Annotated in this window: 18 protein-coding genes; 8 read left to right on the top strand and 10 right to left on the bottom strand. The window is 65.1% G+C overall.

The annotated features are described in order from the left end of the window. Positions 1-7 precede the first annotated feature (7 nt). The 3 genes from glgC to MTR66_RS08295 are packed head-to-tail and all read right to left on the bottom strand — an operon-like array spanning position 8 to position 5,905. Positions 8-1,270, bottom strand: coding sequence for a glucose-1-phosphate adenylyltransferase (gene glgC / locus MTR66_RS08305; RefSeq protein WP_243919630.1), 1,263 nt, complete (start codon positions 1,268-1,270; stop codon positions 8-10). A 28-nt stretch (positions 1,271-1,298) separates the two neighbouring features. Then, entirely contained in the window at positions 1,299-3,479 is a 2,181-nt protein-coding gene (glgB, locus tag MTR66_RS08300) for a 1,4-alpha-glucan branching protein GlgB (RefSeq protein ID WP_243919627.1), read from the bottom strand. Next, positions 3,476-5,905 carry a glycogen/starch/alpha-glucan phosphorylase gene (locus MTR66_RS08295; RefSeq protein ID WP_243919625.1) on the bottom strand — a complete coding sequence of 810 codons (2,430 nt, stop codon included), beginning with the start codon at positions 5,903-5,905 and terminating at the stop codon, positions 3,476-3,478. Before MTR66_RS08295 ends, glgB begins: the two co-directional genes overlap by 4 nt. Positions 5,906-6,111: 206 nt before the next feature. Here MTR66_RS08295 and MTR66_RS08290 point away from each other — a divergent pair, with 206 nt between their 5' ends. The 3 genes from MTR66_RS08290 (at position 6,112) to MTR66_RS08280 (ending at position 9,683) form a co-directional block, all read left to right on the top strand. Next, positions 6,112-6,543 (top strand): nuclear transport factor 2 family protein, encoded by a 432-nt coding sequence (locus MTR66_RS08290; protein ID WP_243919623.1) that lies wholly within the window; start codon positions 6,112-6,114, stop codon positions 6,541-6,543. Between the two features lie 78 nt (positions 6,544-6,621). Continuing rightward, on the top strand, positions 6,622-7,899 hold the full coding sequence (locus tag MTR66_RS08285) for a cation:proton antiporter (RefSeq protein ID WP_243919621.1): 1,278 nt from the start codon (positions 6,622-6,624) through the stop codon (positions 7,897-7,899). Beyond that, positions 7,896-9,683 (top strand): DUF389 domain-containing protein, encoded by a 1,788-nt coding sequence (locus MTR66_RS08280; RefSeq protein WP_243919620.1) that lies wholly within the window; start codon positions 7,896-7,898, stop codon positions 9,681-9,683. Before MTR66_RS08285 ends, MTR66_RS08280 begins: the two co-directional genes overlap by 4 nt. A gap of 82 nt (positions 9,684-9,765) precedes the next feature. On the opposite strand, the gene MTR66_RS08275 is transcribed toward MTR66_RS08280, so the two are convergent. The 3 genes from MTR66_RS08275 to MTR66_RS08265 all read right to left on the bottom strand — a co-directional run bounded on the left by MTR66_RS08275 (position 9,766) and on the right by MTR66_RS08265 (position 12,874). Beyond that, positions 9,766-10,515, bottom strand: coding sequence for a hypothetical protein (locus MTR66_RS08275; RefSeq protein ID WP_243919619.1), 750 nt, complete (start codon positions 10,513-10,515; stop codon positions 9,766-9,768). Positions 10,516-10,694: 179 nt separating this feature from the next. Then, positions 10,695-11,405 carry a GntR family transcriptional regulator gene (locus tag MTR66_RS08270; protein WP_243919615.1) on the bottom strand — a complete coding sequence of 237 codons (711 nt, stop codon included), beginning with the start codon at positions 11,403-11,405 and terminating at the stop codon, positions 10,695-10,697. Between the two features lie 113 nt (positions 11,406-11,518). Continuing rightward, positions 11,519-12,874: a GntP family permease gene (locus MTR66_RS08265; RefSeq protein ID WP_243919612.1), complete on the bottom strand. Its 1,356-nt coding sequence runs from the start codon at positions 12,872-12,874 to the stop codon at positions 11,519-11,521. 193 nt (positions 12,875-13,067) lie between these two features. On the opposite strand from MTR66_RS08265, the gene MTR66_RS08260 reads away from it, so the two are divergent. Continuing rightward, on the top strand, positions 13,068-14,342 hold the full coding sequence (locus MTR66_RS08260) for an HD-GYP domain-containing protein (protein ID WP_243919610.1): 1,275 nt from the start codon (positions 13,068-13,070) through the stop codon (positions 14,340-14,342). A gap of 6 nt (positions 14,343-14,348) precedes the next feature. Here the strand turns inward: MTR66_RS08260 and MTR66_RS08255 are convergent, their stop codons facing one another. From MTR66_RS08255 to queF, 4 genes are all read right to left on the bottom strand, one after another. Beyond that, positions 14,349-14,687 carry a nuclear transport factor 2 family protein gene (locus MTR66_RS08255; RefSeq protein WP_243919608.1) on the bottom strand — a complete coding sequence of 113 codons (339 nt, stop codon included), beginning with the start codon at positions 14,685-14,687 and terminating at the stop codon, positions 14,349-14,351. 217 nt (positions 14,688-14,904) lie between these two features. Beyond that, positions 14,905-16,689: an SLC13 family permease gene (locus MTR66_RS08250; RefSeq protein WP_243919606.1), complete on the bottom strand. Its 1,785-nt coding sequence runs from the start codon at positions 16,687-16,689 to the stop codon at positions 14,905-14,907. Between the two features lie 13 nt (positions 16,690-16,702). Beyond that, positions 16,703-18,268, bottom strand: a complete 1,566-nt coding sequence (locus tag MTR66_RS08245; protein ID WP_243919605.1) for a carbon-nitrogen hydrolase family protein — start codon at positions 18,266-18,268, stop codon at positions 16,703-16,705. 190 nt (positions 18,269-18,458) lie between these two features. Continuing rightward, positions 18,459-18,920, bottom strand: a complete 462-nt coding sequence (queF, locus tag MTR66_RS08240) for a preQ(1) synthase (RefSeq protein WP_243919603.1) — start codon at positions 18,918-18,920, stop codon at positions 18,459-18,461. A 178-nt stretch (positions 18,921-19,098) separates the two neighbouring features. Here queF and MTR66_RS08235 point away from each other — a divergent pair, with 178 nt between their 5' ends. The 4 genes from MTR66_RS08235 to MTR66_RS08220 all read left to right on the top strand — a co-directional run bounded on the left by MTR66_RS08235 (position 19,099) and on the right by MTR66_RS08220 (position 23,096). Beyond that, positions 19,099-20,262 (top strand): superantigen-like protein SSL4, encoded by a 1,164-nt coding sequence (locus MTR66_RS08235; RefSeq protein ID WP_243919595.1) that lies wholly within the window; start codon positions 19,099-19,101, stop codon positions 20,260-20,262. Between the two features lie 28 nt (positions 20,263-20,290). After that, positions 20,291-21,505: a cystathionine beta-lyase gene (gene metC / locus MTR66_RS08230; RefSeq protein ID WP_243919593.1), complete on the top strand. Its 1,215-nt coding sequence runs from the start codon at positions 20,291-20,293 to the stop codon at positions 21,503-21,505. Then, positions 21,502-22,581 carry a mechanosensitive ion channel family protein gene (locus MTR66_RS08225; RefSeq protein WP_243919591.1) on the top strand — a complete coding sequence of 360 codons (1,080 nt, stop codon included), beginning with the start codon at positions 21,502-21,504 and terminating at the stop codon, positions 22,579-22,581. Before metC ends, MTR66_RS08225 begins: the two co-directional genes overlap by 4 nt. A gap of 104 nt (positions 22,582-22,685) precedes the next feature. Beyond that, complete coding sequence (locus MTR66_RS08220; protein ID WP_243919589.1) at positions 22,686-23,096, top strand: acyl-CoA thioesterase; 411 nt, start codon at positions 22,686-22,688, stop codon at positions 23,094-23,096. The last annotated feature ends 74 nt before the right edge of the window (positions 23,097-23,170 follow it).

The following is a 23,170-nucleotide window of genomic DNA, read 5'->3' as shown; positions in this document are numbered from 1 at the left end:
CGCGGCGTCACAACTCCAGCCGGTCGATCATCGGCTTGGTGATAAGGCATACCCCGTTGTCGGTACGGCGAAAACGCTGGCCGTCAAGCACCGGGTCTTCCCCCACCACCAGCCCTTCGGGAATACGCACGCCGGAATCGATCACCACCCGGCTGAGCCGCGCATTGCGCCCGATATTGCAGTACGGCAGGATCACCGCCTCCTCCACGCTGGACCAGCTGCCCATCTTGACCCCGGTGAACAGCAGCGACCGGCGCGCCGTGGCGCCCGAGACGATGCAGTCCTGGCTGATCAGCGACGAGATAGCCTGCCCGCGCCGCCCATCCTCGTCATGCACGAACTTGGCGGGCGCGGCGACGACGGTATCGGTCCAGATCGGCCAGTCGCGGTCATACATATTGAGCTTGGGCACCGTGTCGGTAAGATCGAGATTGGCCTCGAAATAGGCATCCACCGTGCCCACGTCGCGCCAGTATTCCTCGATCTCCTCCGCCGCGCGGATGCACGAGTGGGTGAAGCGGTGCGCCTGCGCCTTTCCGTGTTTGACGATATGCGGGATGATATCGCCGCCGAAATCGCGCTTCGAATGGGGATCGGCGGCATCGCGGCGCAGTTCCTCGAACAGGAACTTGGTTTCGAACACATAGATGCCCATCGATGCCAGTGCATGATCGGGATCACCCGGAATGCTGGGCGGATCGGCCGGTTTTTCGAGGAACGAGGTAATCACGTCGTTCCCGTCGACATGCATGACGCCGAACGCCGTCGCATCCATGCGCGGCACCACGAGGCAGCCCACCGTCACGTCCGCGCCCGAGTTGACGTGCTGTTGCAGCATCAACTCGTAATCCATCTTGTAGATGTGATCGCCCGCCAGGATCACCATGTACTTGGGGCTGTGCGCCTCGATGATGTCGATATTCTGGAACACCGCATCGGCCGTGCCTTCGTACCACAGCATTTCGGAAATGCGCTGGCTGGCGGGCAGGATATCGAAGCTTTCGTTACGCTCGGGGCGCATGAAGTTCCAGGCCCGGTTCATGTGCCGGATCAGGCTATGCGCCTTGTACTGGGTGGCAACGCCGATGCGGCGGATGCCCGAATTGATCGCATTGGACAGCGCGAAATCGATAATCCGGCTCATGCCGCCGAAATAGACCGCGGGCTTGGCGCGGTTGTCGGTCAGTTCCTTGAGGCGGCTGCCGCGCCCGCCCGCCAGGACATAGGCCATGGCATCGCGGGCCAGCGGCTGTCCGGTCGGTATCCTCATGACCTCTCCCTCCTCTTCGGCTGCCCCATTATCCGGCATATTCCAGCATGATGGTGGCAAGCGGCGGCAATGTGACAGTGGCAAATCCGTCCGCCGCGCTCACTTGCCCCAGATTGCCCTTGCCAGAGCCGCCGTAGTGCACCGAATCGCTGTTCACGATCTCGTTCCACTTGCCCGCCAGCGGCAGCGGCAGGCGGTATCCGGTGCGCAGCGCGGGCGTCATGTTGGCGATGACGGCTATCGGCCGTGCGCCCGGCGCCTTGCGCAGCCAGGCGAAGACCGCGTTTTCGGCATCGTCCACCACCAGCCACTCGAAGCCCTCGCCCTCGCAGTCCCCGGCATGGAGCGCGGGTTTGGCGCGGTAGATGCGGTTCAGATCCTTCACCAGATGGCGCACGCCTTCATGCGCGGGGGCCTCGCGCAAGTGCCAGTCGAGCGCGCGCTCCTCGCTCCATTCGCGGCGCTGGGCGAATTCCTGCCCCATGAACAGCAGCTTCTTGCCCGGATAGCCCCACATCAGCGCGTAATAGGCGCGCAGATTGGCGAACTGCTGCCAGTCGTCCCCGCTCATCTTGGCGAGCAGCGAGCCCTTGCCGTGCACCACCTCGTCATGGCTGAGCGGCAGGACGTAATTCTCCGAAAAGGCGTACATCAGCCCGAACGTGATGTCGTTATGGTGATAGCGCCGGTGCACGGGATCGCGGCTCATGTAACGCAGCGTGTCGTGCATGAAGCCCATGTTCCACTTGAACCCGAAGCCCAGCGCCGAGCGGCCCCCGCGTTCGTCCGCTGGCTGGGTGACGCCGGGCCAGGCGGTGGATTCCTCGGCGAACGTCATGAAACCGGGATGCTGGCCATAGACCGCGCGGTTGGTGGCGCGCAGGAAATCGACCGCTTCCCAGTTCTCCCGCCCGCCCTGCGGGTTGGGTATCCACTCGCCTTCCTTGCGCGAATAGTCGCGGTAGAGCATCGAGGCGACGGCATCGACGCGCAAGCCATCGACATGATAGCGCTCGGCCCAGAACAGCGCGTTGTTGACGAGGAAGCTCGACACCTCGCGCCGCCCGAAATTGTAGATCAGTGTGTTCCAGTCCGGCTGGTAGCCCAGCTTGGGATCCTCGTGCTCGTAGAGCGCCGTGCCGTCAAAACGGACGAGGCCGTGTTCGTCGGTGGGGAAATGGGCTGGCACCCAGTCCATGATCACCCCGATCCCGGCACGGTGCGCGCCATCGATGAAACGCGCGAAACCCGCCGGTTCGCCGAAGCGCGCGGTCGGCGCGTAGAGGCCGGTCGTCTGATAGCCCCACGATGGATCGTAGGGATGCTCGGTAATCGGCAGGAACTCGATATGGGTAAAGCCCATCTCCACCACATAAGGGATAAGCTGATCGGCCAGATCGTCCCACTGCAGGAACCAGTTCCACGGATCGCGCTGCCAGGAACCGGCGTGCACCTCGTAGATCGAAATGGGCACTTTGCGCGGATCGGCCTGGGCCCAGTGCGCGCGGTGTTCCTCGTCCCCCCAGTCGAGCTTGGCGGGCACTGCCGTCATCGAGGCGTTGTGCGGGCGGATTTCGGACATGAAGGCGAAAGGATCGGCCTTGAGCGGCTGCACCGCCCCGTCCGCGCCGACGATGTGATACTTGTAAGCGCAATAGTCGCCGAGATCGGGAACGAAGATTTCCCAGACGCCAATGTCCTTGCGATTGCGCATGACATGGCGCGCGGCGTCCCAGTCGTTGAAATCGCCCACCACGCTCACCAGCCGGGCATTGGGCGCCCAGACCGCGAAGTGCACGCCCTGGCAGCCCTCATGCTCGATCAGGTGCGCGCCCAGCTTGTCGAACAACCGGAAATGCGTGCCCTGCGCGATCAGCAGATCGTCGACAGGGCCCAGCACCGGGCCGAAGGTATAGGCATCCGTTACCAGCCAGTCATGCCCCTGCGCGGTGCAGCGGTAGCGCACCGGCTGCGGCGCGCCTTCCAGAAGCCCTTCGAACAGGAACCGGTCATCCACCTTGCGCAAATGGCCAAGGCTGCGCCCGTCAAGACTGAACGCCTCCGCCTCTTCCGCCCCGGGCAGGATCGCGCGGGCAAAAGTGCCGTCAGGCCCGGAATAGGTGCCGAGAAGCGCGAACGGGTCCGCATGGGTGCCTTGCAGCAGCGAGTCGATGGTGCTTGCGGCCGGGGCGCTTTCGGCTGGCTTCACAGGACGTTCCAGATTTCCCTCGCATATTCGCCGATCGTCCGGTCGGACGAGAACCAGCCGACATTGGCGATGTTGCGGATCGCCGCGGCGCGCCAGCCCGCCTGGTCTTCCCAGCGCGCATCGACCGAGCGCTGCGCGGCGGCATAGCTGTTGAAATCGGCGGCGCACATGAACCAGTCATGGTCGTAGATGCCGCCAACCAGCCCGGCATAGCGATTGCGGTCGTCGGGCGAGAACACGCCCGAGGCAATCGCCGAAAGCGCCTGCCCCAGCTCGCGCGAGCTTTCGATGATCTGGCGCGGGTCATATCCGCTAGCGCGCTTGTGGGCGACTTCCTCGGCGGTGAGGCCGAAGATCACGATGTTCTCGTTGCCCACGTGGTCCTTGATCTCGACATTGGCGCCGTCGAGCGTGCCGATGGTGAGCGCCCCGTTGAGCGCGAACTTCATGTTGCCGGTGCCCGAGGCTTCCATGCCCGCGGTCGAAATCTGTTCCGACAGGTCCGCCGCTGGAATGATCTTCTCGGCCAGACTGACATTGTAATTGGGCACGAAGACGACCTTGAGCAGCCCGCCCACCGAAGGATCGCTGTTCACGCGTTTGGCAATGTCGTTCGCCAGTTTGATGATCAGCTTGGCATTGTGATAGCTCGATGCCGCCTTGCCGCCGAAGATCTTCACGCGCGGCACCCAGTCCCGCTCGGGATGGCTGCGGATCTGGTCATAGAGCGCGACGGTCTCGATCAGGTTCAGCAACTGGCGCTTGTATTCGTGGATGCGCTTGATCTGCACATCGAACATCGCATCGGGATCGAGGCGGATGCCCATGGTCTTCTTGATGTACTCGGCCAGGGCAACCTTGTTCGCCCGCTTGACCTCGTGAACCCGCTCGCCCAGCGCCGCATCGCCCGCCATGGCATTGAGATCGGAAAGCTTTTCCGCATCGTCCAGAAAGGCATCGCCGATGGCATCGCGGATCACCCCGGTCAGCCCGGGATTGCACTGCTGCAACCAGCGACGCGGGGTGACGCCATTGGTCTTGTTGTTGATCCGCGCCGGGTAAAGCGCGTGGAGATCGGCAAAGACCGTCTCCTTCATCAATTCGGTATGGAGCGCGGCCACGCCGTTCACCGAATGGGCACCCACGAAGGCGAGATTGGCCATGCGCACGCGCCGCTCGCCCCCTTCGTCGATCAGCGAGATCGCCGAGATCTGATCGTCGTCGCACCCCGCCTTGCACGCCTCGCGCAGGATGCGGCTGTTGATCGCATAGATGATCTGCATGTGGCGCGGCAGCAGCCGTTCGAACAGCGGCAGCGGCCAGGTTTCCAGCGCTTCGGGCAGCAGCGTGTGGTTGGTGTAGCTGATCGTCTGCTTGCAGATCTCCCACGCCTCGTTGAATTCCAGCCCATGCGCGTCCACCAGCACGCGCATCAGTTCGGCCACCGCGACCGAGGGGTGCGTGTCGTTAAGCTGGATCGCGGCCTTTTCAGGCAGCGTGCGGATATCGCCTTCGTACTGGACGTGGCGGCGCACGATATCCTGCACCGATGCGGCGGTGAAGAAATACTCCTGCCGCAGCCGCAGCTCCTGCCCCGCCGGGCTGGAATCGGCCGGATAGAGCACCCGCACCAGACTGTCCGCCCGCACTTGCTCTTCCAGCGCGCCGATGTGATCGCCCGCGTTGAAGGCATCGAGCCGGATCGGATCGAGCGGGCTCGCGGTCCACAGCCGCAGCGTGTTCACCCGCTTGCCGCGCCAGCCGACCACCGGCGTATCGACCGCCGTCGCCTCCACTTCCTCGGCCGGGGACCAGATCACCCCGTCCCCCTCGGCCTCGACCGCGCCGCCAAAGCCGATGCGGTACGTGCTTTCGACGCGTTCGAATTCCCAGGGATTGCCGTGGGCCAGCCAGGTTTCCGGCAGCTCCACTTGCCAGCCATCGTCGATGCGCTGGCGGAACATGCCGTTCACATAGCGGATGCCGTAGCCGTATGCCGGGATGTCCAGCGTCGCGAGGCTTTCCATGAAGCACGCCGCCAGCCGCCCCAGGCCGCCATTGCCCAGCGCGGCATCCGGCTCCTGCTCCTCGATCGCGGCGAGGTCCAGCCCGTGCGCGGCGAGCGCGCTTTCCATCTCGCGCGTCATGCCCATGTTGGACAGCGCATCGCGCAGCAGCCGCCCGATCAGGAATTCCATCGAGAGGTAATAGACCCGCTTGCCCCCCTCGTCATAAGTGCGGCGGGTGGAGGCAATCCAGCGGTCGATAATCTGATCGCGCAGCGCGTAGATGGAGGCGGCATACCAGTCATGCTGCTTGGCGGCGCGCTCATCCTTGCCGACGCGGTGGCGCAGGACGCGGACGATATGCTGATCGAACTCGGAGGGAGCGGGGGAACTGGGTGCGGAAACGGGATCGGCAGCCACGAAAGCACTCCTTGACAGACCGGCACGGAAAACCTGCCACAGGCCCCATGCACGGCACCGGTTATCGCCAAGACGGAGGCGGTATCCCGCTCTCTTCCCAACCTTGGATACTATGGCTAGCACAGGCCGGGATTGCGGCAAGGGCCATTGTGCAGTGCGGCAAAAAAATAATCGCCTGCGCGTTTCAGAAAACAGGGAAGAGGACAATGACGATGACGCAGACCAGCAAGGATGTGGTGCTTGCCTTTATTTCCGCCATGGACCGTGGCGATGCAGAGGCCGCGGCCCGCTGCCTCGATCCCGAAGCCGTGACTGTCGCCAAGGGCTTCGGCAAACTGTCCGGCGAGCGCCGGTATGACACGATCGTCGGCACCATTGGCGCATTCCGCGAACTGATGCCCGAAGGCATGAACCCGGTGATCCACTCGGTGACGGCGGAAGAAGACCGGGTGGCGGTGGAATTCGAAGGCCATGCCCGGCTGGCCAACGGCGAGCCCTATTGCAACCAGTACTGCATGGTCTTCACCTTGCGCGGCGGGCGCATCGTCCATGTGAACGAATACTACTGCACGATCCTCGCCGACGCCGCGATCGGCCCGCTGCTGGAAGCGCGCGCAGAAGCGCTGCCGTGGAGCTGAGAAGCCCTGCCCTCCCCGTGCCGGGGAGGATACCAAGCCCGCTAGGAAATCCCCGCGAGTGGAGCTAAGCACCACACCATGCATGACCTGACAGCGTTCGACGCCGCCTCCATCCTTATCGTGCTGGCAGCCGCTCTGGGCTATCTCAACCATCGCGTGCTCAGGCTGCCGTCCACCGTGGGGCTTACGGTGATGGGCACGCTCGCCTCGCTGCTGGTGGTCGCCTATGACCGGCTGGTGCCATCGAGCACGCTGGCCGACCAGCTCGGGCGGTTCCTGGCCGACGTCGATTTCTCCACCACGCTGATGGAGGGCATGCTCTCGTTCCTGCTCTTCGCGGGCGCCATGCACGTGAACTGGGCGGACATGCGCAAGGGCACCTGGCCGATCCTGGTCTTCAGCACCGTGGGCGTGGTGCTTTCCACCGCGATCGTGGGCTTTGCTTTCCAGTTCCTCACGCTCGCGCTGGGCGTGGAGATTCCGCTGATCTGGTGCCTCGTGTTCGGCGCGCTGATCAGCCCGACCGATCCGGTCTCGGTCATGGCCGTGATGAAGCGCGCGGCGATGCCCGATACGCTGCAGGCCACCGTCGCGGGCGAGAGCCTCTTCAACGACGGTATCGGCGTCGTCGTCTTCACCATCCTGATCGCCATTGCCACCGGCACCGAGACGTTCAGCTGGTCTTTCGCGGTCAGCCATTTCCTGCGCGAGGCGCTGGGCGGCGCCGCGCTAGGGCTGGCGGTGGGCTGGATCGGCTTTATCGCGATGAAGTCCATCGACGAATATATCATCGAGGTCATGATCACCCTCGCCGTGGTGATGGGCGGCTACAGCCTCGCCATGGGGCTGCATGTCAGCGGCCCGGTAGCCATGGCCGTGGCCGGGCTGATCATCGGCAATGCCGGCATCGCCCATGCCATGAGCGATGTCACGCGCGATCACGTCATCAAGTTCTGGGCGCTGATCGACGAGATCCTGAACGCGGTGCTGTTCCTGCTGATCGGCCTGGAAGTGATCGCGCTGGAATTCAAGCCCGGCTACCTCGCCGCCGGGGCCGGTGCGATCCTGATCGTGCTGGCCGCGCGCATGACTTCGGTCGGCGTGCCGCTGCTGGCGATGAAGCGGGTGATCGACATGGGGCCGATGGCCTTCCCGACGCTGGTGTGGGGCGGCCTGCGCGGCGGCATTTCGGTGGCGCTGGCCCTCGCCCTGCCCGCCTCGGGCATCCGCACCGAGCTGCTGGTGGCAACCTATATCGTGGTGATCTTCGCCGTGGTGGTTCAGGGCGGCTCGATCGGCTGGCTGATCGCCCGGATGAAAGACCGTTATGCCCCCGAACTGGAGCTGGAACAGTGACCGGACCCCCGCCCCCTTCCGCCCGGGACACGCCGCCGCCCGGCCCCACCTCCGAAGCGCCTGGAGAAGTGCCGCCCGGCCGGTTCAACGAGATGTGGCTCAACCGCCCGCAATGGGTACGCCGGGCCGAGGCGTTCTTTCATCTCCTGCGCATCAAGCTCGCCCATGCCGTCCTGCTGCCCGAGCTGACGCCCGACCTCGCCTTCGACTTGCGCCAGACGGTGCGCAAGGACGGCCAGCTCACCAACGGCTATATCCTGATGTGCGCGCTGGCGGCGGGCATCGCGATGCTGGGGCTGCTGCAGTCCTCCACCGCCGTCGTCATCGGCGCCATGCTCGTCTCGCCGCTGATGAGCCCGATCGCGGCGATGGGCTTCGGCTTCGCCTCGCTGGACGGGCACCGTATCCGCGATGCGGTGAAAGTCGTCGCGATCGGTGCGTTGATCGGCATTCTCACCGGCATGGTGCTGACCTGGCTTTCGCCGATCCGCAATGCCACGCCCGAAATCCTTGCGCGCACCGAGCCCAACCTGCTGGACCTGGCCATCGCGCTGTTTTCAGGGCTTGCCGGGGGCTATTCCACCGTGATCGGCAAGGGCGGCACCGCCATCGGCGTTGCCATCGCCACCGCCCTGATGCCGCCGCTTACCGTGATCGGATACGGCATCGGCGTGTTCCAGCCAATGTTCGCGATGGGCGCGCTGCTGCTGTTCCTGACCAACCTTGCGGCCATCACCTTCGCTTTCGCGCTGATTGCCCGTCTTTCGGGCGCGGCCAGGCCATTCGGCAAAGTGGAATGGACCCCGCGCTATGTTGCAATCCTGATTGCCGCCTTCTTGGCGCTCGCCACCCCCCTGTCGATGACGCTGATGAAGCTGTCCAACGAAGCGCGCATCCGCATGGCCGCGCGCAGCGCGATTACGGAAGCCTGCGGCGAAAAGGGCGTCACCATCGCCCAGCTTGACGTGAAGACGGGGGTGTTCAGCCTGCCCACTGTCGATGCCCTCGTCATTGCCCCCAGCTATACCACCAACGCGGCGAAACAGGCCGAAACGCTGCTGAAGAAGAGCCTTGGCGAGCAGGTGACTATCAACCTCCAGCAGGTGCTCGCCGCCGACGTGCAGGCGCAGACCCGCGCGATGGTCGATGCGGCGATGGAACGCACCACCGCAGGCATCGCCGCCGATGTCCCCCCGTTCAAGACGATCCGCGAAGCCGTGGGCTTGCCCACCCGCTCACTATGGACCGACCGCGCCCAGCGCATGGTCTATGCCGATCCGGTGCCTGCCCCCGGCTGGACGCTGGCGGACTACCGCGCGATCGAAAGCCAGGCCAGCAAGGGCGTAACGGGCTGGACAGTGCGCATCGTGCCCCCGCCTCAGCCGAGCCTGACCGTGCTGCTCGCCCGCGCCACCCCCGCCGAAGGGGAGGCCGTCGCCCCGCCGCCGCCCGACGCCATTCGCAGCGGCCTGGCGCTGTGGGCGCTGGCCCGCTGGGGGATCAGCAAAGTTACGGTTTCCAGCGCCACCCCGGATCGCCTCGGCGCGCTGACCAAGCTGCTGTCAGATGCAGGGATCGAAGCGCACACGGTACCCACCCCCGCTGCCAGTGAGCCCCCTGCGCCCACGGACAACGATCTGGCTCTGGCGCCAACCCCCGCGCCGGTTGCCACCATCAGCGTCTATGCCCAAAGCCCTTCGCAAATCGCCGCCGCACAGGCCGCCAAAGCCGCAGCCGAAAGGGCTGCGGCGGAGCAAGCGGCAGCCGAACAGGCCCAGGAGTAGGCGGAAAAGAAGCCGTTTGTTGGTGTTATACCGGCACAGTCCAAACGCCTGGATCAAGTGGCAAAGGACCGCTTGATCCCATTCAAGGGGTTCTGCCACCGGGGCTAGCCCCCCAGACACTGCAACGGTGCAAATCAACCGGCTCTGGCGGTTTGAGCGTGTAGCGGCCATCCGTGCGAATCTCGATAGCTCCACGCGGGGAGCGGCGTTGGAGAACGGTAACGCACCAGTTGCCGGAACCGGAATAGACTTGCCTGAATTGGTCTCTGGGGACCGGGATATCAGTTGTTTCACCTACGCCGAATGGATCGATCTCAAGCGTATTGCGCGCGGCCTTGCGGCCTTGATGGGCCCGCAGAACCGGATAGCTCATGGGTTCCCATAGCGCGGCAGAGCTGGGAAATTCCCACCAATCGGCCATGCGCCATGCGATGCCGTCGAACAGGAAAGCAACCATGAACGGGAGAAAAAGGACGCTGACTACTCTCTTGAAGATGTGACTGTTGCTGGTTTTCAAAGTGAAAATACCGAGCGCCAGCCCAACTAGCGCGCCGATGCCGCGCATAGTCCACAAGAAAAGCGGGTTGATCGGTGTGATCAGCGATGTTTCGGCAAAGGCGGCTTCAAGGAGTATCACTCCAAACACCAGCAGGATCGCCGCGCTAATAAGATGGCGTCCTGTGACCTTGTCGCCGCTGCCGCTATTTTGGGCCGGATTCGTTACGCCACGCGGTTGCGCGGTGGCTGATGAACGATTTGCCGTCGATACGCCCGAGAGGCCGTCTATTCTCCGCTTGCCGAAACCTCCGGTGCGCCGTCCAAATTCCGTCATGCCGCATCTGCCTCTACGTTTGACTTCATGACGCATTGACAATTAAACTGTCAATTTAGAGTAAATTTCATCCATATCCCTCCACTGACTTATTCAGCTTGGCGTTTGATTTTCGGATTTAGGAGAAATGCAACAGAATCTGGCTGCGCTTTGTCCACGCTGCCCGGCCAGAACGCGCCCTACTCCGCCCCCTCGTACACACGCGGCGCAGGTTCGGCCAGCGATCCGCTCAGCAGGTGGCCATAGCGGAGCAACCCGGTGCGCGTGCGCCGGATGTGCATGACCAGCGCGGCCTGCGCGGTTTCAACTTCGCGTTTGCAGATCGCATCGAACAGCAGGCGGTGCTCGATGCCGCGGGGGCGGCGGGGCTCGCCATCCGCCGCGTCCATCGCCAGCCGCATATAGGCCCGGCGGTAGCTCTGCGTGGTGTCCCACACCCGCTCGACGATCTGCGCCAGCAGCGGCGAGCTGTGGCGGCGGTAGCTGATCCAGTGGAACTCGCGCCCCAGCGCAATCGCCTCGCCCGCATCGCAGACGTTTTCATGGCGCTCCATCACATCGCGCAGATCGGCCATGTCCTCGGCCGTGAGATGGGGCACGCTGTCGGCCAGCAACAGCGGCTCTATGCGCTCGCGGATCTCGTAGGATACTTCCAGATCGCGGCGGCTCAGGCTGGCGACGCGCGCGCCCGCATTGGCCCGCATCGTCACCAGACCGCGTGCTTCGAGCATGCGCAGCGCATCGCGCACAGGGATGCGGCTGGTCTCAAGTTCGTCGGCCAGTTCGTCCTGCTTGATGCGCGTGCCCGGCGCGAGATCGCCTGCGAGAATCCTTTCCGCGAGGATATCCGCCACCCTCTGGCTGGCGACGATCGACTGGTCCTTTTGCATGAGTAATCCCGGCTGCCGTATACGATCGCCCATAGCCCTTTTCCGGAGCGGGACCAATCGCATTGACCGCACCGCTATAACATCCGCCTCACAGACCAGCGGCCTCCTTCCCTTCAAGTCAAGGAAAACAGGCCAATTGCCACCACAAGCCCGAGCACCGGAACCAGCACGGTCAGCACCCCGACGGCCGGATAGGCATCGCGGTGGGTCTCGCCGCAGATGGCCCGGATCGTGGTCACGACGTATCCATTGTGCGGCAGGCTATCGAGTGCGCCCGAGGCGATGGCGACCGTGCGGTGCAGGTCGGCGGGGTTCGCGCCCATATGCAGATAGATGGGCGCCAGCAGCGGCAGCGCGATGCTCTGCCCGCCCGAGGCCGAGCCGGTCAGCCCGGCGATGACGGTAACGGCAATGGCCGCACCGATCAGCGGATCGCCGGGAATATGCTGAACCGCGTCGAGCGCGCTGTGGAACGCGGGCGACAGCGACGCCACCGCACCGAAGCCGACGACGGCGCACGTGTTGGTGATCGCCACCACCGCGCCGCTGGCCCCGCGCGAGAAGGCGGCGGGCATCGCCCCGCGCGAGCGCAGGCCGATCAGCACCGCAATCGCCGTGCCTGCCCCCAGTGCCATCACCAGCGCCCACTTGCCCAGCGATTGCGCGGGCAGCAGCGCCGAGACCGGGCCAAGCGCCTGCGGATACTGGAACAGCATGAACACCGCGAGCACCACGATCAGCGGCAGCAGGCACAGCAGCGGATGCGGCAGGTGGCTGCTGGCACCGGAAGTATCGTCGCTGGGGCGTCCTTCGAACCGCTCTCCGCTGGCAACGGCACGCTTCACCATGCGGTCGAGCAGGAGATAGCCCAGCCCCGCCATCAGCAGCGCAACCACCAGGCTGACCTGCCAGCCCGCATAGGCATCGGTGCCCAGATACTGCATCGGGATCAGGTTCTGGATTTCGGGTGAACCCGCGCTTGTCATTGTGAAAGTGACCGAGCCGAAGCAGAGCGCCGCAGGAATGAACCGGCGCGGCAGGTCCGCCTCGCGGAACAAGTGCACGGCCAGCGGATAGACCGCGAAGCCGACGATGAAGACAGAAACCCCGCCATAAGTAAGCACCGCGCAGGCCGCGACCACGGCGAGCACCGCATGGCGAATGCCGATCCGGCGCACCACCCATTGCGCCACGCTCGCCGCCGCGCCGCTCGCCCCCATGACTTCGCCGAAGATGGCGCCAAGCAGGAACATCAGGAACCAGTCGCCAAAAAAGCCGGTAAAGCCCTTCATGTAGGCCGTGGCGAAATCGGGCGCCCCCTGTGCGGCCAGCGGCGGCAGCCAGGCGATGCCGCTGGTAAGCGCGACAGCCGCCGCGGCAATGGGCCCGGCCAGCAGGATATTGACGCCGCGCACGGTCATCCAGATCAGCAGGATCAGGGCTCCTGCAAGACCGACGGCACTGATCAAGGCCCTCTCCTCCCAACTTTCCGTTCTGCCGGATAGAGTTGTGGCAAACGTCCGGCATAGTTGTCCATCTCGCAAATACAGAGATGGTCCGGGCATTTGGACCGTTCGTTAACGCCGCGTTTGCCAAAACCGTAGCAACTCTATTCAGCACCACCGCTCTATTTGCGGAAACCTTGGCAAACTTGGCGGTCGCATGGCACTGAAACAGATTTCCACGTCGCAGGTCGAAATGGGCATGTTCGTTCACAGCTTCCAGGGAAGCTGGCTGAACCATCCCTTCTGGAAGGCCCGCTTCCTGATCGAGGACGAGGACCGTCTCCTGGCCGTGCGTGGCAGCGCGCTCGACGGCGTGGTGATCGATACCGACCGCGGGATCGACGTGCCCCGGCAGGACGAAGCGCCGCCGCGCGCACCCGTGCTGCGTCCGGCGCTGAAGGCCCGCCCGCCCATGCCCGCCGCGCAATCCCCGGCGGCGGCCCCGATCCGCGCCCCGATTCCCCGCACCGCCACAGTGGGCGTGGCCCGGGAGTTCGGCAACGCGCGCCGGGTGGCCGGACAGGCCCGCAAAGTGATTTCCAAGGTCTTCATCGAGGCGCGCCTGGGCAAGGCCCCCCGCGTGGCCGAAGTCACGCCGGTGGTCGAGGACATCTACGCCTCGATCGAGCGCAACCCTTATGCCTTTTCCGGGCTGATGCGCTGCAAGTCGGAAATGGAAGCGATCTACCAGCACATGCTCTCGGTCAGCGCGCTGATGGTATCGCTGGCCCGTCAACTGGGCATGTCTCCGCAGGAAACACGTACCGCCGGCATGGCCGGGCTGCTGCTCGACGTCGGCGTGAGCCGTCTCGAAATCGATCCGATGGCGCTGGCGGGCGGGCTCAAGGACATTGATGAGGATCTGTGGCAGCGCCATGCCTATGTCGGCCGCGATCTGCTGGCCGCTGCCGAAGGCGTTCCCGAGGAAGTGTTGCAGGCCGTCGCGCGCCATCACGAGCAGATGGACGGCACCGGCTTCCCGCAAGGCCTCGATGGCCGGGATATCGACCTGGTCTCCCGCATGGCCGCGATCTGCGACCGCTACGACCTGCTGGTCTCCGGCGCCGCGACCGGCGATGCCATGGACCCGGCCGAAGCCATGCGCGAGATGATGGGCTGCGCAGGCGCCTTCGACAGCGAGATCCTCGCCCGCTTCCAGGAGGCGCTCGGCGTCTATCCGGTCGGCTCGTTCGTCCGCCTGCGCTCGGACCGGATCGCGGTCGTGGTCGACCAGAATCCGTCGGAACCGGCCCTGCCGACCGTGCGCACGTTCTTCTCGCTCGCCACGGGCAAGCATGCCAAGGCCAAGGTGATCGAACTGGCGAACTGCTTCGGCGAGGATGCCATCGCCGGTATCGCCGACCTTACCGCACTGGGTCTGCCCCCGGCCGAAGAGCTGCGCGAGCAACTGCTCACGGTGGGCGCGAAGTAGCCCCCTTCAGGCGTAACAGCCGCACCCGAAGACCGCCAGCCCGCTCTCGTTCAGGACCAGCGTTTCGACGACGTCGCGGCCGAGTTCGTCGCCGTAGTGGATCGCAACCGTTCGGTGGCCGATGAAGGCTTTCTTGAGGTGGAAGCGCAGCTTGGGGCGTTGCTCCAGCGCCGGCCCCCAGTAATTGCGCAGCGCCTCCCGGCCGCGAACAGCGCCGCTTCCCACCAGCGCCACCGCATGGGGCGAGCGGAACTCAGCATCCTCGGCGTAGTGGGCGAGTATCCTTTCGATGTCCCCGCTGTTCCAGTCCTCGATCCACCGGGCGGCGAAATTTTCAAGATCCATAGGCGCAACCTCACGGAACGGGCTTGTCCCCGCGTGACGGTATATGGCTGATTTTACGAAGAACAATGACAGTTTGGCCGAGAGCACTCCTCCCTGTCGCGCAGCGATGGGGAGGTGGCGCGCACGAAGTGCGTGACGGAGGGGCTTCTTCCCCCTCCACCACCGCCTACGGCGGCGGTCCCCCTCCCCATCGCTGCGCGATAGGGAGGATTAGCGGCTATATCCCGTACCAGAACACCAGCGAGGCCGAGAGCGTGGCGACCATGATCGCCACCAGCGGCAGGCCCGAGCGCAAGTAATCGGCGAACTTGTAGTCACCCTCCGCCAGGATCATCATGTTGGTCTGGTAGGCGACCGGGGTCGCGTAACACAAGTTGCAGCCGAACAGCACCGCCAGCACCAGCGGTTCGGCCGGAAGCCCCAGCTTGGCCGCGATGTTGAAGGCAATCGGCGTGCCCACCGCCGCCGCCGCAGAGTTCGACGCGAAGTTGGTGAGCGTGGTCACGAAGATCATGATCGCGGCCAGTACGCCTGCGGGCGGCAGGTATTGCAGAACCGAGGCGAGAATGCCGCCCAGCCACATTGCCGCGCCCGAAACCAGCATGAACTTGCCCAGCGCGATCGCGGCGGCAACCAGCACGATAACCTGTCCGGACAGCGCCCGCCCCGCACGCTCGAAGCGCACGCAGCCGGTCGCGAACATCAGGATCGCACCCGCCAGCGCCGAAATCGCGATCGGCACCAGTCCCACGGAAGCCAATCCCACCGATCCCGCCATGATCGCGAAGGCCACCGGCGCCTTGCCCGAACGCGCGATTTCCTGCCCGCCTTCAAGTTGCAGCAGCCCGTCGGCCTCGGCGAAGCGGCGCAAATCCTCCGGCATGCCCATGACAAGCAGGACATCGCCTTCCTTCATCGGCGCATCGGGCGTATGCGGGCGGGTATCGCGCAGCGGCTGGCGGACATGGTGCACCCCCAGCATCGCCACGCCTTCGAAACCAGCATTCTTGGGAGTGAGACCGATCAGGCGGCTATCAGGCGCCACGATCATTTCGGCCACCATCAGATCCTTGCCCGAACGGCCGGATTCGGCGCGGATACGTTCCACCAGCCAGTTTGGCGCCAGCGTGCCGGACAGCTTGCGCGCGGCTTCCTGCAGACCTTCGAACGTGCCCGTCGCCAGCACGCGGCGATGGACATGCCCGCCAGCGCTGGGCGGCAGCCAGGCCTCCACCCCTTCGGGCAGACGGCCGCGTGCTTCCTCGATGGTCTTGCCGCGCATCGGGGAATCTGCGGCAATGCGCATCTTGGCCAGAAAACGGCGGCTTTCGGCCGCCACCGCCTTGGTATTATCCGGCAGCAGGCGCGGCATGACCAGCCAGATATAGGGCAGTGCAGGCAGCATCGCGATCAGCACGATCGGCGTGAATTCGAACACGCTGAGCGGGCGCATGCCCAGATCGTTGGCGATGGAGACCACCAGCAGATTGGTGGACGTTCCGATGGTGGTGGACATGCCGCCGATCAGGATCGCCGCGTTGACCGGGATCAGCGTCTTCGAGGCGGGAATGCCGTCTCCCGCGGCCATCTGCACCAGGATCGGGATCATCAGCACCAGCACCGGCGTATCGTTGATGACCATGCTGAGGAACAGGCAGACCACCAGCGTGACAAGCATCGCCACCATCTTGTTGTGCCGCCACATCTGCGCCAGCAACCGCGCCGCCGGATCGAGCGCCCCGGTCACCACCATGCCGCGCCCGAGGATCATCAGCGAGCAGATGGTGACGAGCGCATAGTGCCCGAACCCTTCGAACGCCAATTGCAGCCCGGCGTACTTGTCCTGCCCCGGCATCGGGAAGACATAGAGCAGCAGCGCAATCGAGCCGATCGTCAGCAGCGAGACGATCTCGACCCTGAGCCGGCCATTGATAAAGCCATAGAACATGGCCAGCGCGATCAGGATGGCGCTGGCGGCGTGGAGATCGGGAAGCAGGGTCATCGTGTCTCCGCGCTCAGCCCAGAACCTGCGTCCATTCGACCCGGTAGAGGTCGAAACGGCGGTCCTTGAGATTCTGCACCGCGCCGGTCTGGCGCGCGGTCAGCAGCGAATCGAGGCTGAGATCGGCGATGGCGATAGTCTCCGTATTGGGCGCCGTATCAGCCGCGACACCGTCACGCGAAAACGGGAAGTCCGAAGGCGTGAGGATCGCGCTTTCGGCATAATGCACGTCCATGTTCTCGACATTGGGCAGGTTTCCTACCACGCCCGAAGTGACGACATAGCATTGATTTTCCACCGCGCGCGCCTGGCAGCAATAGCGCACGCGCAAGTATCCCCGCCGCTCGTCGGTGCAGAACGGCACGAACATCAGCAGCGCCCCCTGATTGACGAGGTGGCGGGCAAGTTCGGGAAATTCGCTGTCATAGCAGATCATCACCCCGATCGGGCCGCAATCGGTGGGGATCACATTGGCGCCGTAGCCGCCCTTGATGTTCCACCAGCGCCGCTCGGAGGGCGTGGGGTGCAGCTTTTGCGTTTCGTGCACCGATCCGTCGCGCAGGAAAGTATAGGCGATGTTGCGGATCTCGCTCTTGCCGTGACCCAGCTTCACCCGGGTGGGGTGCGAGCCGCCAATAATGTTGACGTTATAGCTGACCGCCATCCGCTGCATGAATTCGACGAAGCGTTCGGTGTAGTCCGCGATCTTCTCGATCGCCCTGGCCGGTTCCAGCTTGCGCTCCTCGATCGAGAGCAGTTCGAGCGTGAACAGTTCGGGGAACACCACGAAGTCGCTTTCGTAATCGGCGGCGACATCGACCCAGTATTCCACCTGTTCCTCGAACTGGTCGATGGTCTCGATCTTGCGCATCATGAACTGCACGGTGGCGACGCGCACATTGGACGGCACGCGCTCCTTCAGGCCAGGAATGGACTTGCCGGTATCGCGCGGGGCGAGCGGGTTGGTCCAGTACATGATGACGGCATTGCCGCCGCTTTCCTTGTCGTTCGGCAGATAGTCGAGCAGGATGCCGTGGGGCTCGTAGCCCTGATTCATCTGGAAATTGACGACCTGATCGCGGATCTTCTTGTCCTTCACCGCCTGCAGGTAATCGGCAGGGTTCGGATAGGTCCGCTTGCGGCGGTAATAGCCGGGCATGCGGCCCGCGAAGGCAATGCCCTTCAGCTCGAAATGCTGGCACAGCTCCTTGCGCTTGCGGTAGAGCCGCTGGCCGATGCGCAGGCGGCGGTAATCGGGATCGACACAGACCTCGAACCCGTAGAGCACATCGCCGTCCTCGGCGGGCGGGCGGCCGTAACCGCCGTTGCTGATCTCTTCCCAGGTGTGCGGCCGGAAAGCGAGATCGGCGGTCACGATCATCGTCGCGCAGTGGCCGACCACGGTGCCTTCATATTCGGCGACGAACTGGCCTTCGGGAAAATTGATCACCTGCCCGCGGATCTCGGCGCGGGTGAAGGAATCGGCCTTGCCGTAGACCTTGACCGAAAGACGGGCGATGGCGGGAGCGTCGGCCACAGTGGCCTGGCGGATAATCAGCTTGGCTTTGGTTTGATCCATAGGCGCTTAATACGCGCGGATTATACCAGAGTTCCAGTGCCGAATGCCCCTCCTCCCCGGCACGGGGAGGGGGACCGCCCGCAGGGTGGTGGAGGGGATTCGCCCCATTTCGCTACGGTGCGCCCTGGCGAGACTCCCCTCCACCATGCTGCGCATGGCCCCCCTCCCCCTAAGGGGGAGGACAGACAGTTCACCCCCGTCCGCGGTAGCCCTGCACGCCCTGATCGGGCACCCACAGGCCTTCGGGCGGCGCGCCGGATTGCCAGAACACGTCGATCGGAATGCCCCCGCGCGGATACCAGTAGCCGCCAATGCGCAGCCAGCGGGGCTTCATCTCGTCGAACAAGCGCTGGCCGATGCCCACCGTCACGTCCTCGTGAAAGCCCGCGTGATTGCGGAACGAGCCGAGGAACAGCTTGAGGCTCTTCGATTCGACAATGCTGGCCTGCGGCGCATAGTCGATGACCAGATGCGCGAAATCGGGCTGGCCCGTCACCGGACACAGCGAGGTAAACTCGGGCGCGGCAAAGCGCACGAGATAGAGGCTGCCCTCACGCGGGTTGGACACGTAGTCGAGCACCGCTTCTTCGGGCGAGGCCGGAAGCGCGCTGCTTTGGCCCAGATGAAGGGGGGAAAGGGGTGTTTCACTCATGCCCCGGCCATGCCGCCAACGCCGCGCGCTGACAAGAACCAAGATGCCCCAGGCACGGCGCGGCGCGCCCCGCCTGGCGCCGTCCGGCCACGGCTGGCCGCGCGGCTGCCGGGCATTAACACACGGTTCAGCGCCGCGCCCCTGTGCTCGACCGGTCATGAGGGGTACATCCGGAACCATGTTTCGCGCACGGGCCGCCGCTGCGCTGATCGCGGCGCTTTGCGCTGCACCCGCACTGCCGCAATCGCTTAGCGGCTGGAGCCTGCCCACGCCCGAGCCGAGCGGCACGCCCCCGGCGGCGCAAGGCCCGGTCGATACACAAAACCCGGTGGTCCGCCCCGCCGCGCCAGAAACGGCTCCCTCCACACCGCCCTCCCCCGAAGCCGCCAGCCCCAAGCCTGCGCCCCGTCCCTCTGACACGCCGGTCCCAAAGTCTGCCCCCACTGCAAGCACACCGGCGCAGGCTGCGCCCGAATCATCGCCGCGCCATCCCGCCGCCCCGGCTCCCGCAGCCACGGCACCGGCAAGCGCCCTCCCTGCCGCAACGGCAACGCCCGAAGCGCATTCCGCCCCCGCCGCTCCCGAACCGCCCCCGGTTGCATCGCCCGCGCCGGAAGGCGAGTGGCCGCTCTGGTGGTGGGCTCTGCCTGCCGCACTCGCGGTGCTGGCTGCGGGCCTGTTGCTCTTGCGCCGCCGGAGCCAGAACGCGCCCCCCGAAGGCACCGCACTGGCAGACACACCCGCAGCGCCGCGGCCTGCCCCGCCGCCACCGGCTTTCGCTCCTGCTCCTTCCCCACCCGCCGAACGCCCCCGGGCCAGCGGCGACCTGATGTTCGAACCCCAGACGATGCGGCTCTCGCTCGTCTACGCCACACTGCAATTCCGGCTGGTGCTGACGGCGAAGACCGCCATTCCGCCCGGCAAGCTGCTGGCGGACATGATCTCCGCCCATACCTCGCTGCCGCAAGCAATGCAGCTTGCCCCGCCGCCCGAAGCGCTCGGCACGGTGCACAGCTTCCCCCGGATGAGCCCGGGCGAGGTTCTGGACCTGAAAGGCGAGTTGCAGTTGCCACTCGCCGCCGTGCGCCCGCTGCAGCGCGGCAAGGCCGCGTTCCTCGTGCCTCTGGTGCGGCTGGCATTGCTCGGGGAAAACGATCCCGCGCTGCCGCGCCTCGAACTCGGCTTCGCCTTTACCGTGGGCCTTCCGGGCGAAGGCCCGTCCCTCGCCCCGCTGCGCCTCGATACCGGTCCGCGCGATTTCACTGGCCTCGATGCCCGCGAAATCGAAACGGCGCGCCGCACCGTGCTCTTGGCTCTCGACCCTGACCGCGCGGCGGGCTAGGTTCCTCCGCGCGATAGCGGAGAAGACCTTGAGCCATACGAGTAATCTGGAAAACGCAGCCCCCGGCACGAAGATCGTCGGCGCCGGGCGGCGCAAGGAATGGACCGGCCCGGTCGTCAACCCGCCGGTCTGGCGCGCCAGCACCCACCTTTACGAAAACACCGCCGCGCTGGCCGAAGGGCCGCGCCACAACGAAGATGGCCGCTTCTTCTACGGCCGCCGCGGCGCGCCGACGCAGTGGGCGCTGAGCGAGGCGCTGACGCAGCTCGAACCGGGTGCGGCGGGCACAGTGCTCTACGCTTCGGGCGTGGCCGCCATCGCGGGCGCGCTGCTCACCGTGCTGAAACCGGGCGACGTGGTGCTGATCAGCGACAACGCCTACGATCCCAGCCGCTCGATGGGCAAAGGCCTGCTGAGCGACTTCGGCATCGAGCCGCGCTTCTTCGATCCGCTCGACATTCCCGCTTACGAGGCGCTGTTCTGCGAGCGTACCCGCGCGGTGCTGCTGGAGGCGCCGGGCAGTCTCTCGATGGAAGTATGCGACTTGCCCGAACTCGCCCGCATCGCCCGGGCCAAGGGCGCGGTCTCGGTGCTCGACAATACCTGGGCCGGGCCGCTCGGCTTTCAGGCGCTGGAAAAAGGCATCGACATCACGCTGATGGCGCTGACCAAGCATGTCGGCGGCCATTCGGACCTGATGATGGGCAGCGCCAGCGCCGGGCCGGAGCTCTATGCGAAGCTGCGCGAACGCGCGCAGCAGCTCGGCACCGTGGTCTCGCCCGACGATGCCGCGCTCGCCCTGCGGGGCCTGCGCACGCTCCATCTGCGGCTGCAGCAGGAGACCGAAAGCGCGCTCGCCATCGCGCAGTGGCTCTCGCAGCGGCCGGAAGTGGCGCAAGTGTTCTGCCCGATGCTGCCCGGCGCGCCCGGCCACGATCTGTGGAAGCGCGATTTCACCGGCGGCTGCGGGCTGTTCAGCTTTGCCTTCAAGGGCGGCGACGCGGCCGCGCGCAACCGCTTCGTCGATGCGTTGTCGCTGTTCGGGCTCGGCTTTTCGTGGGGCGGCTATGAGAGCCTCGCCCTGCCCGTCGATCCCGGCAACTACCGCAGTTGCATGGTCTGGCCGCCGAAGCCCGCCGCGCCCGCCGACCGCTTCGGCGTCCGGCTGGCCATCGGCCTGGAGGATACCGGAGATCTGATCGCCGATATCGAACAGGCACTTGGAGCCTGGAGCGCCGCATGATCGCCTGGCTTGCCGCCGCCGCCAGCGCCGTTCCCACCGGGGACGCCAGCGGCGCGGCCAATGCCGATGTCCTCGTTTCCAGCCCTGCACCTGCCATCACTCCGGCCATCACGCCCGCCATTCTCGACGAACCCGTTGCCGGGGCCGAGGGGCTGAAGAACGTCGTCGTCTCGCGCAGCGATACGATCGGCTCCATCGTCAACACGCTGGACAGCCTTGCCGTGCAAGTGGGCGGCACGCGCATTTCGCTGTGGGACATGACCGTGGTGGCGCTGGTCATGGCACTGGTGATCAGCGTGGCCTGGACGGCCAGCAAGCTGGCCCGCCGCCTGCTCGCCAATGCCACGCGGCTGGACCTGACCCAGCGCCTGCTGATCGAAAAGACGGTAAGCCTCGTCATCTGGGGCATCGCCATCTTGGTCGGCATCGACATTCTTGGCATAGACCTCACCGCGTTTACGGTGTTTTCCGGCGCCTTCGGCCTCGCCATCGGCTTCGGCCTGCAGAAGACTTTCGGCAACCTGATCTCGGGCATCATCCTGCTGATGGACAAGTCCATCAAGCCAGGCGACGTGATCGCGATCACCGATCAGGCGGGCAATTCCACTTTCGGCCAAATCCGCCGCATCGGCATCCGCGCCATCTCGCTGACCACGCGCGACATGAAGGAATATCTGATCCCGAACGAAAACCTGATGATCAATCAGGTGGAGAACTGGTCCTATTCCAGCAAGAACGTGCGCATTCAGGTGCCGGTGGGGATTTCCTATTCCTCCGACATCGTGAAGGCGGAGGAGCTGATGCTCAAGGCCGCCCGCTCGGTGAAACGCATACTGGACGCCCCGCCGCCCACCGCCTGGCTGGAATCCTACGGCGACAGCAGTGTGAACTTCATCATCCATTGCTGGATCACCGATCCCGAAGAGGGCATCGGCAATGTCCGCTCAGAAGTGCTGAAAGCGCTGTGGCACCTGTTCCACGAACACGGGATCGAAATCCCCTTCCCCCAGCGCGACGTCAACCTGCGTGACAGCGAGGCGTTCCGCGAACTGCTGGAAGCCATGCGCAAGGCATAAAAGACAAAGCCCCGCAAGCGCCCATAGGACTATACCGGGCAAAACGGATACGAATTGGCTATCGCCCTTGTCCCGCGGCGCGCCAAAGTGGTATTGACGTATACGTGAAGCACGCGACTCCCCACCGTTTTCCGATCGGCATCGATCCCGGCGACATCGACTTCATGGGTCATGTCAACAATGCCAGCTACCTGAAATGGGTTCAGGCGGCCGTGCTCGATCACTGGCGCGCCCTGGCCCCGTCGGAGGAGATTTCCCGGCACTTGTGGGTCGCGCTCAAGCACGAGATCACTTACCGCAAGCCCGCCTTTCTGGAAGACGACGTGATCGCCACCGTCCTGCTGGAAAAGGTGCAGGGCGCCCGCGCCTTCTACCAGACCGTGATCCGGCGGGGCGAAGAAGTGCTGGCCGAAGTCAAATCGAGCTGGTGCTGCATCGACGCCGACACGAAACGCCCGGCCCGCATCGCCCGCGACGTGATCCAGCGTTTTTTCCCGGCTGGCGAGAGCGAATAGGCCAATGCCGGGGCCGGTTGCCCCGGTCCGGCTGGCAGTCTCCCAAGCGCAATCCAGCCACGTCACCGTCGCAG

It is taken from the genome of Novosphingobium beihaiense, from assembly GCF_022832375.1.
GTDB lineage: Bacteria > Pseudomonadota > Alphaproteobacteria > Sphingomonadales > Sphingomonadaceae > Novosphingobium > Novosphingobium beihaiensis.
The sequence above is the reverse complement of the archived record's forward strand: the minus strand, read 5'-3'. Positions and strand labels throughout refer to the sequence as shown.

Bases quoted from the DNA above. Each gene is read 5' to 3' on its own strand.
- glgC (WP_243919630.1), bottom strand. From the start codon at position 1,270: ATGAGGATACCGACCGGACAGCCGCTGGCCCGCGATGCCATGGCCTAT.
- MTR66_RS08290 (WP_243919623.1), top strand. From the start codon at position 6,112: ATGACGATGACGCAGACCAGCAAGGATGTGGTGCTTGCCTTTATTTCC.
- MTR66_RS08285 (WP_243919621.1), top strand. From the start codon at position 6,622: ATGCATGACCTGACAGCGTTCGACGCCGCCTCCATCCTTATCGTGCTG.
- MTR66_RS08275 (WP_243919619.1), bottom strand. From the start codon at position 10,515: ATGACGGAATTTGGACGGCGCACCGGAGGTTTCGGCAAGCGGAGAATA.
- MTR66_RS08270 (WP_243919615.1), bottom strand. From the start codon at position 11,405: ATGCAAAAGGACCAGTCGATCGTCGCCAGCCAGAGGGTGGCGGATATC.
- MTR66_RS08260 (WP_243919610.1), top strand. From the start codon at position 13,068: ATGGCACTGAAACAGATTTCCACGTCGCAGGTCGAAATGGGCATGTTC.
- MTR66_RS08255 (WP_243919608.1), bottom strand. From the start codon at position 14,687: ATGGATCTTGAAAATTTCGCCGCCCGGTGGATCGAGGACTGGAACAGC.
- MTR66_RS08250 (WP_243919606.1), bottom strand. From the start codon at position 16,689: ATGACCCTGCTTCCCGATCTCCACGCCGCCAGCGCCATCCTGATCGCG.
- MTR66_RS08245 (WP_243919605.1), bottom strand. From the start codon at position 18,268: ATGGATCAAACCAAAGCCAAGCTGATTATCCGCCAGGCCACTGTGGCC.
- queF (WP_243919603.1), bottom strand. From the start codon at position 18,920: ATGAGTGAAACACCCCTTTCCCCCCTTCATCTGGGCCAAAGCAGCGCG.
- MTR66_RS08235 (WP_243919595.1), top strand. From the start codon at position 19,099: ATGTTTCGCGCACGGGCCGCCGCTGCGCTGATCGCGGCGCTTTGCGCT.
- MTR66_RS08225 (WP_243919591.1), top strand. From the start codon at position 21,502: ATGATCGCCTGGCTTGCCGCCGCCGCCAGCGCCGTTCCCACCGGGGAC.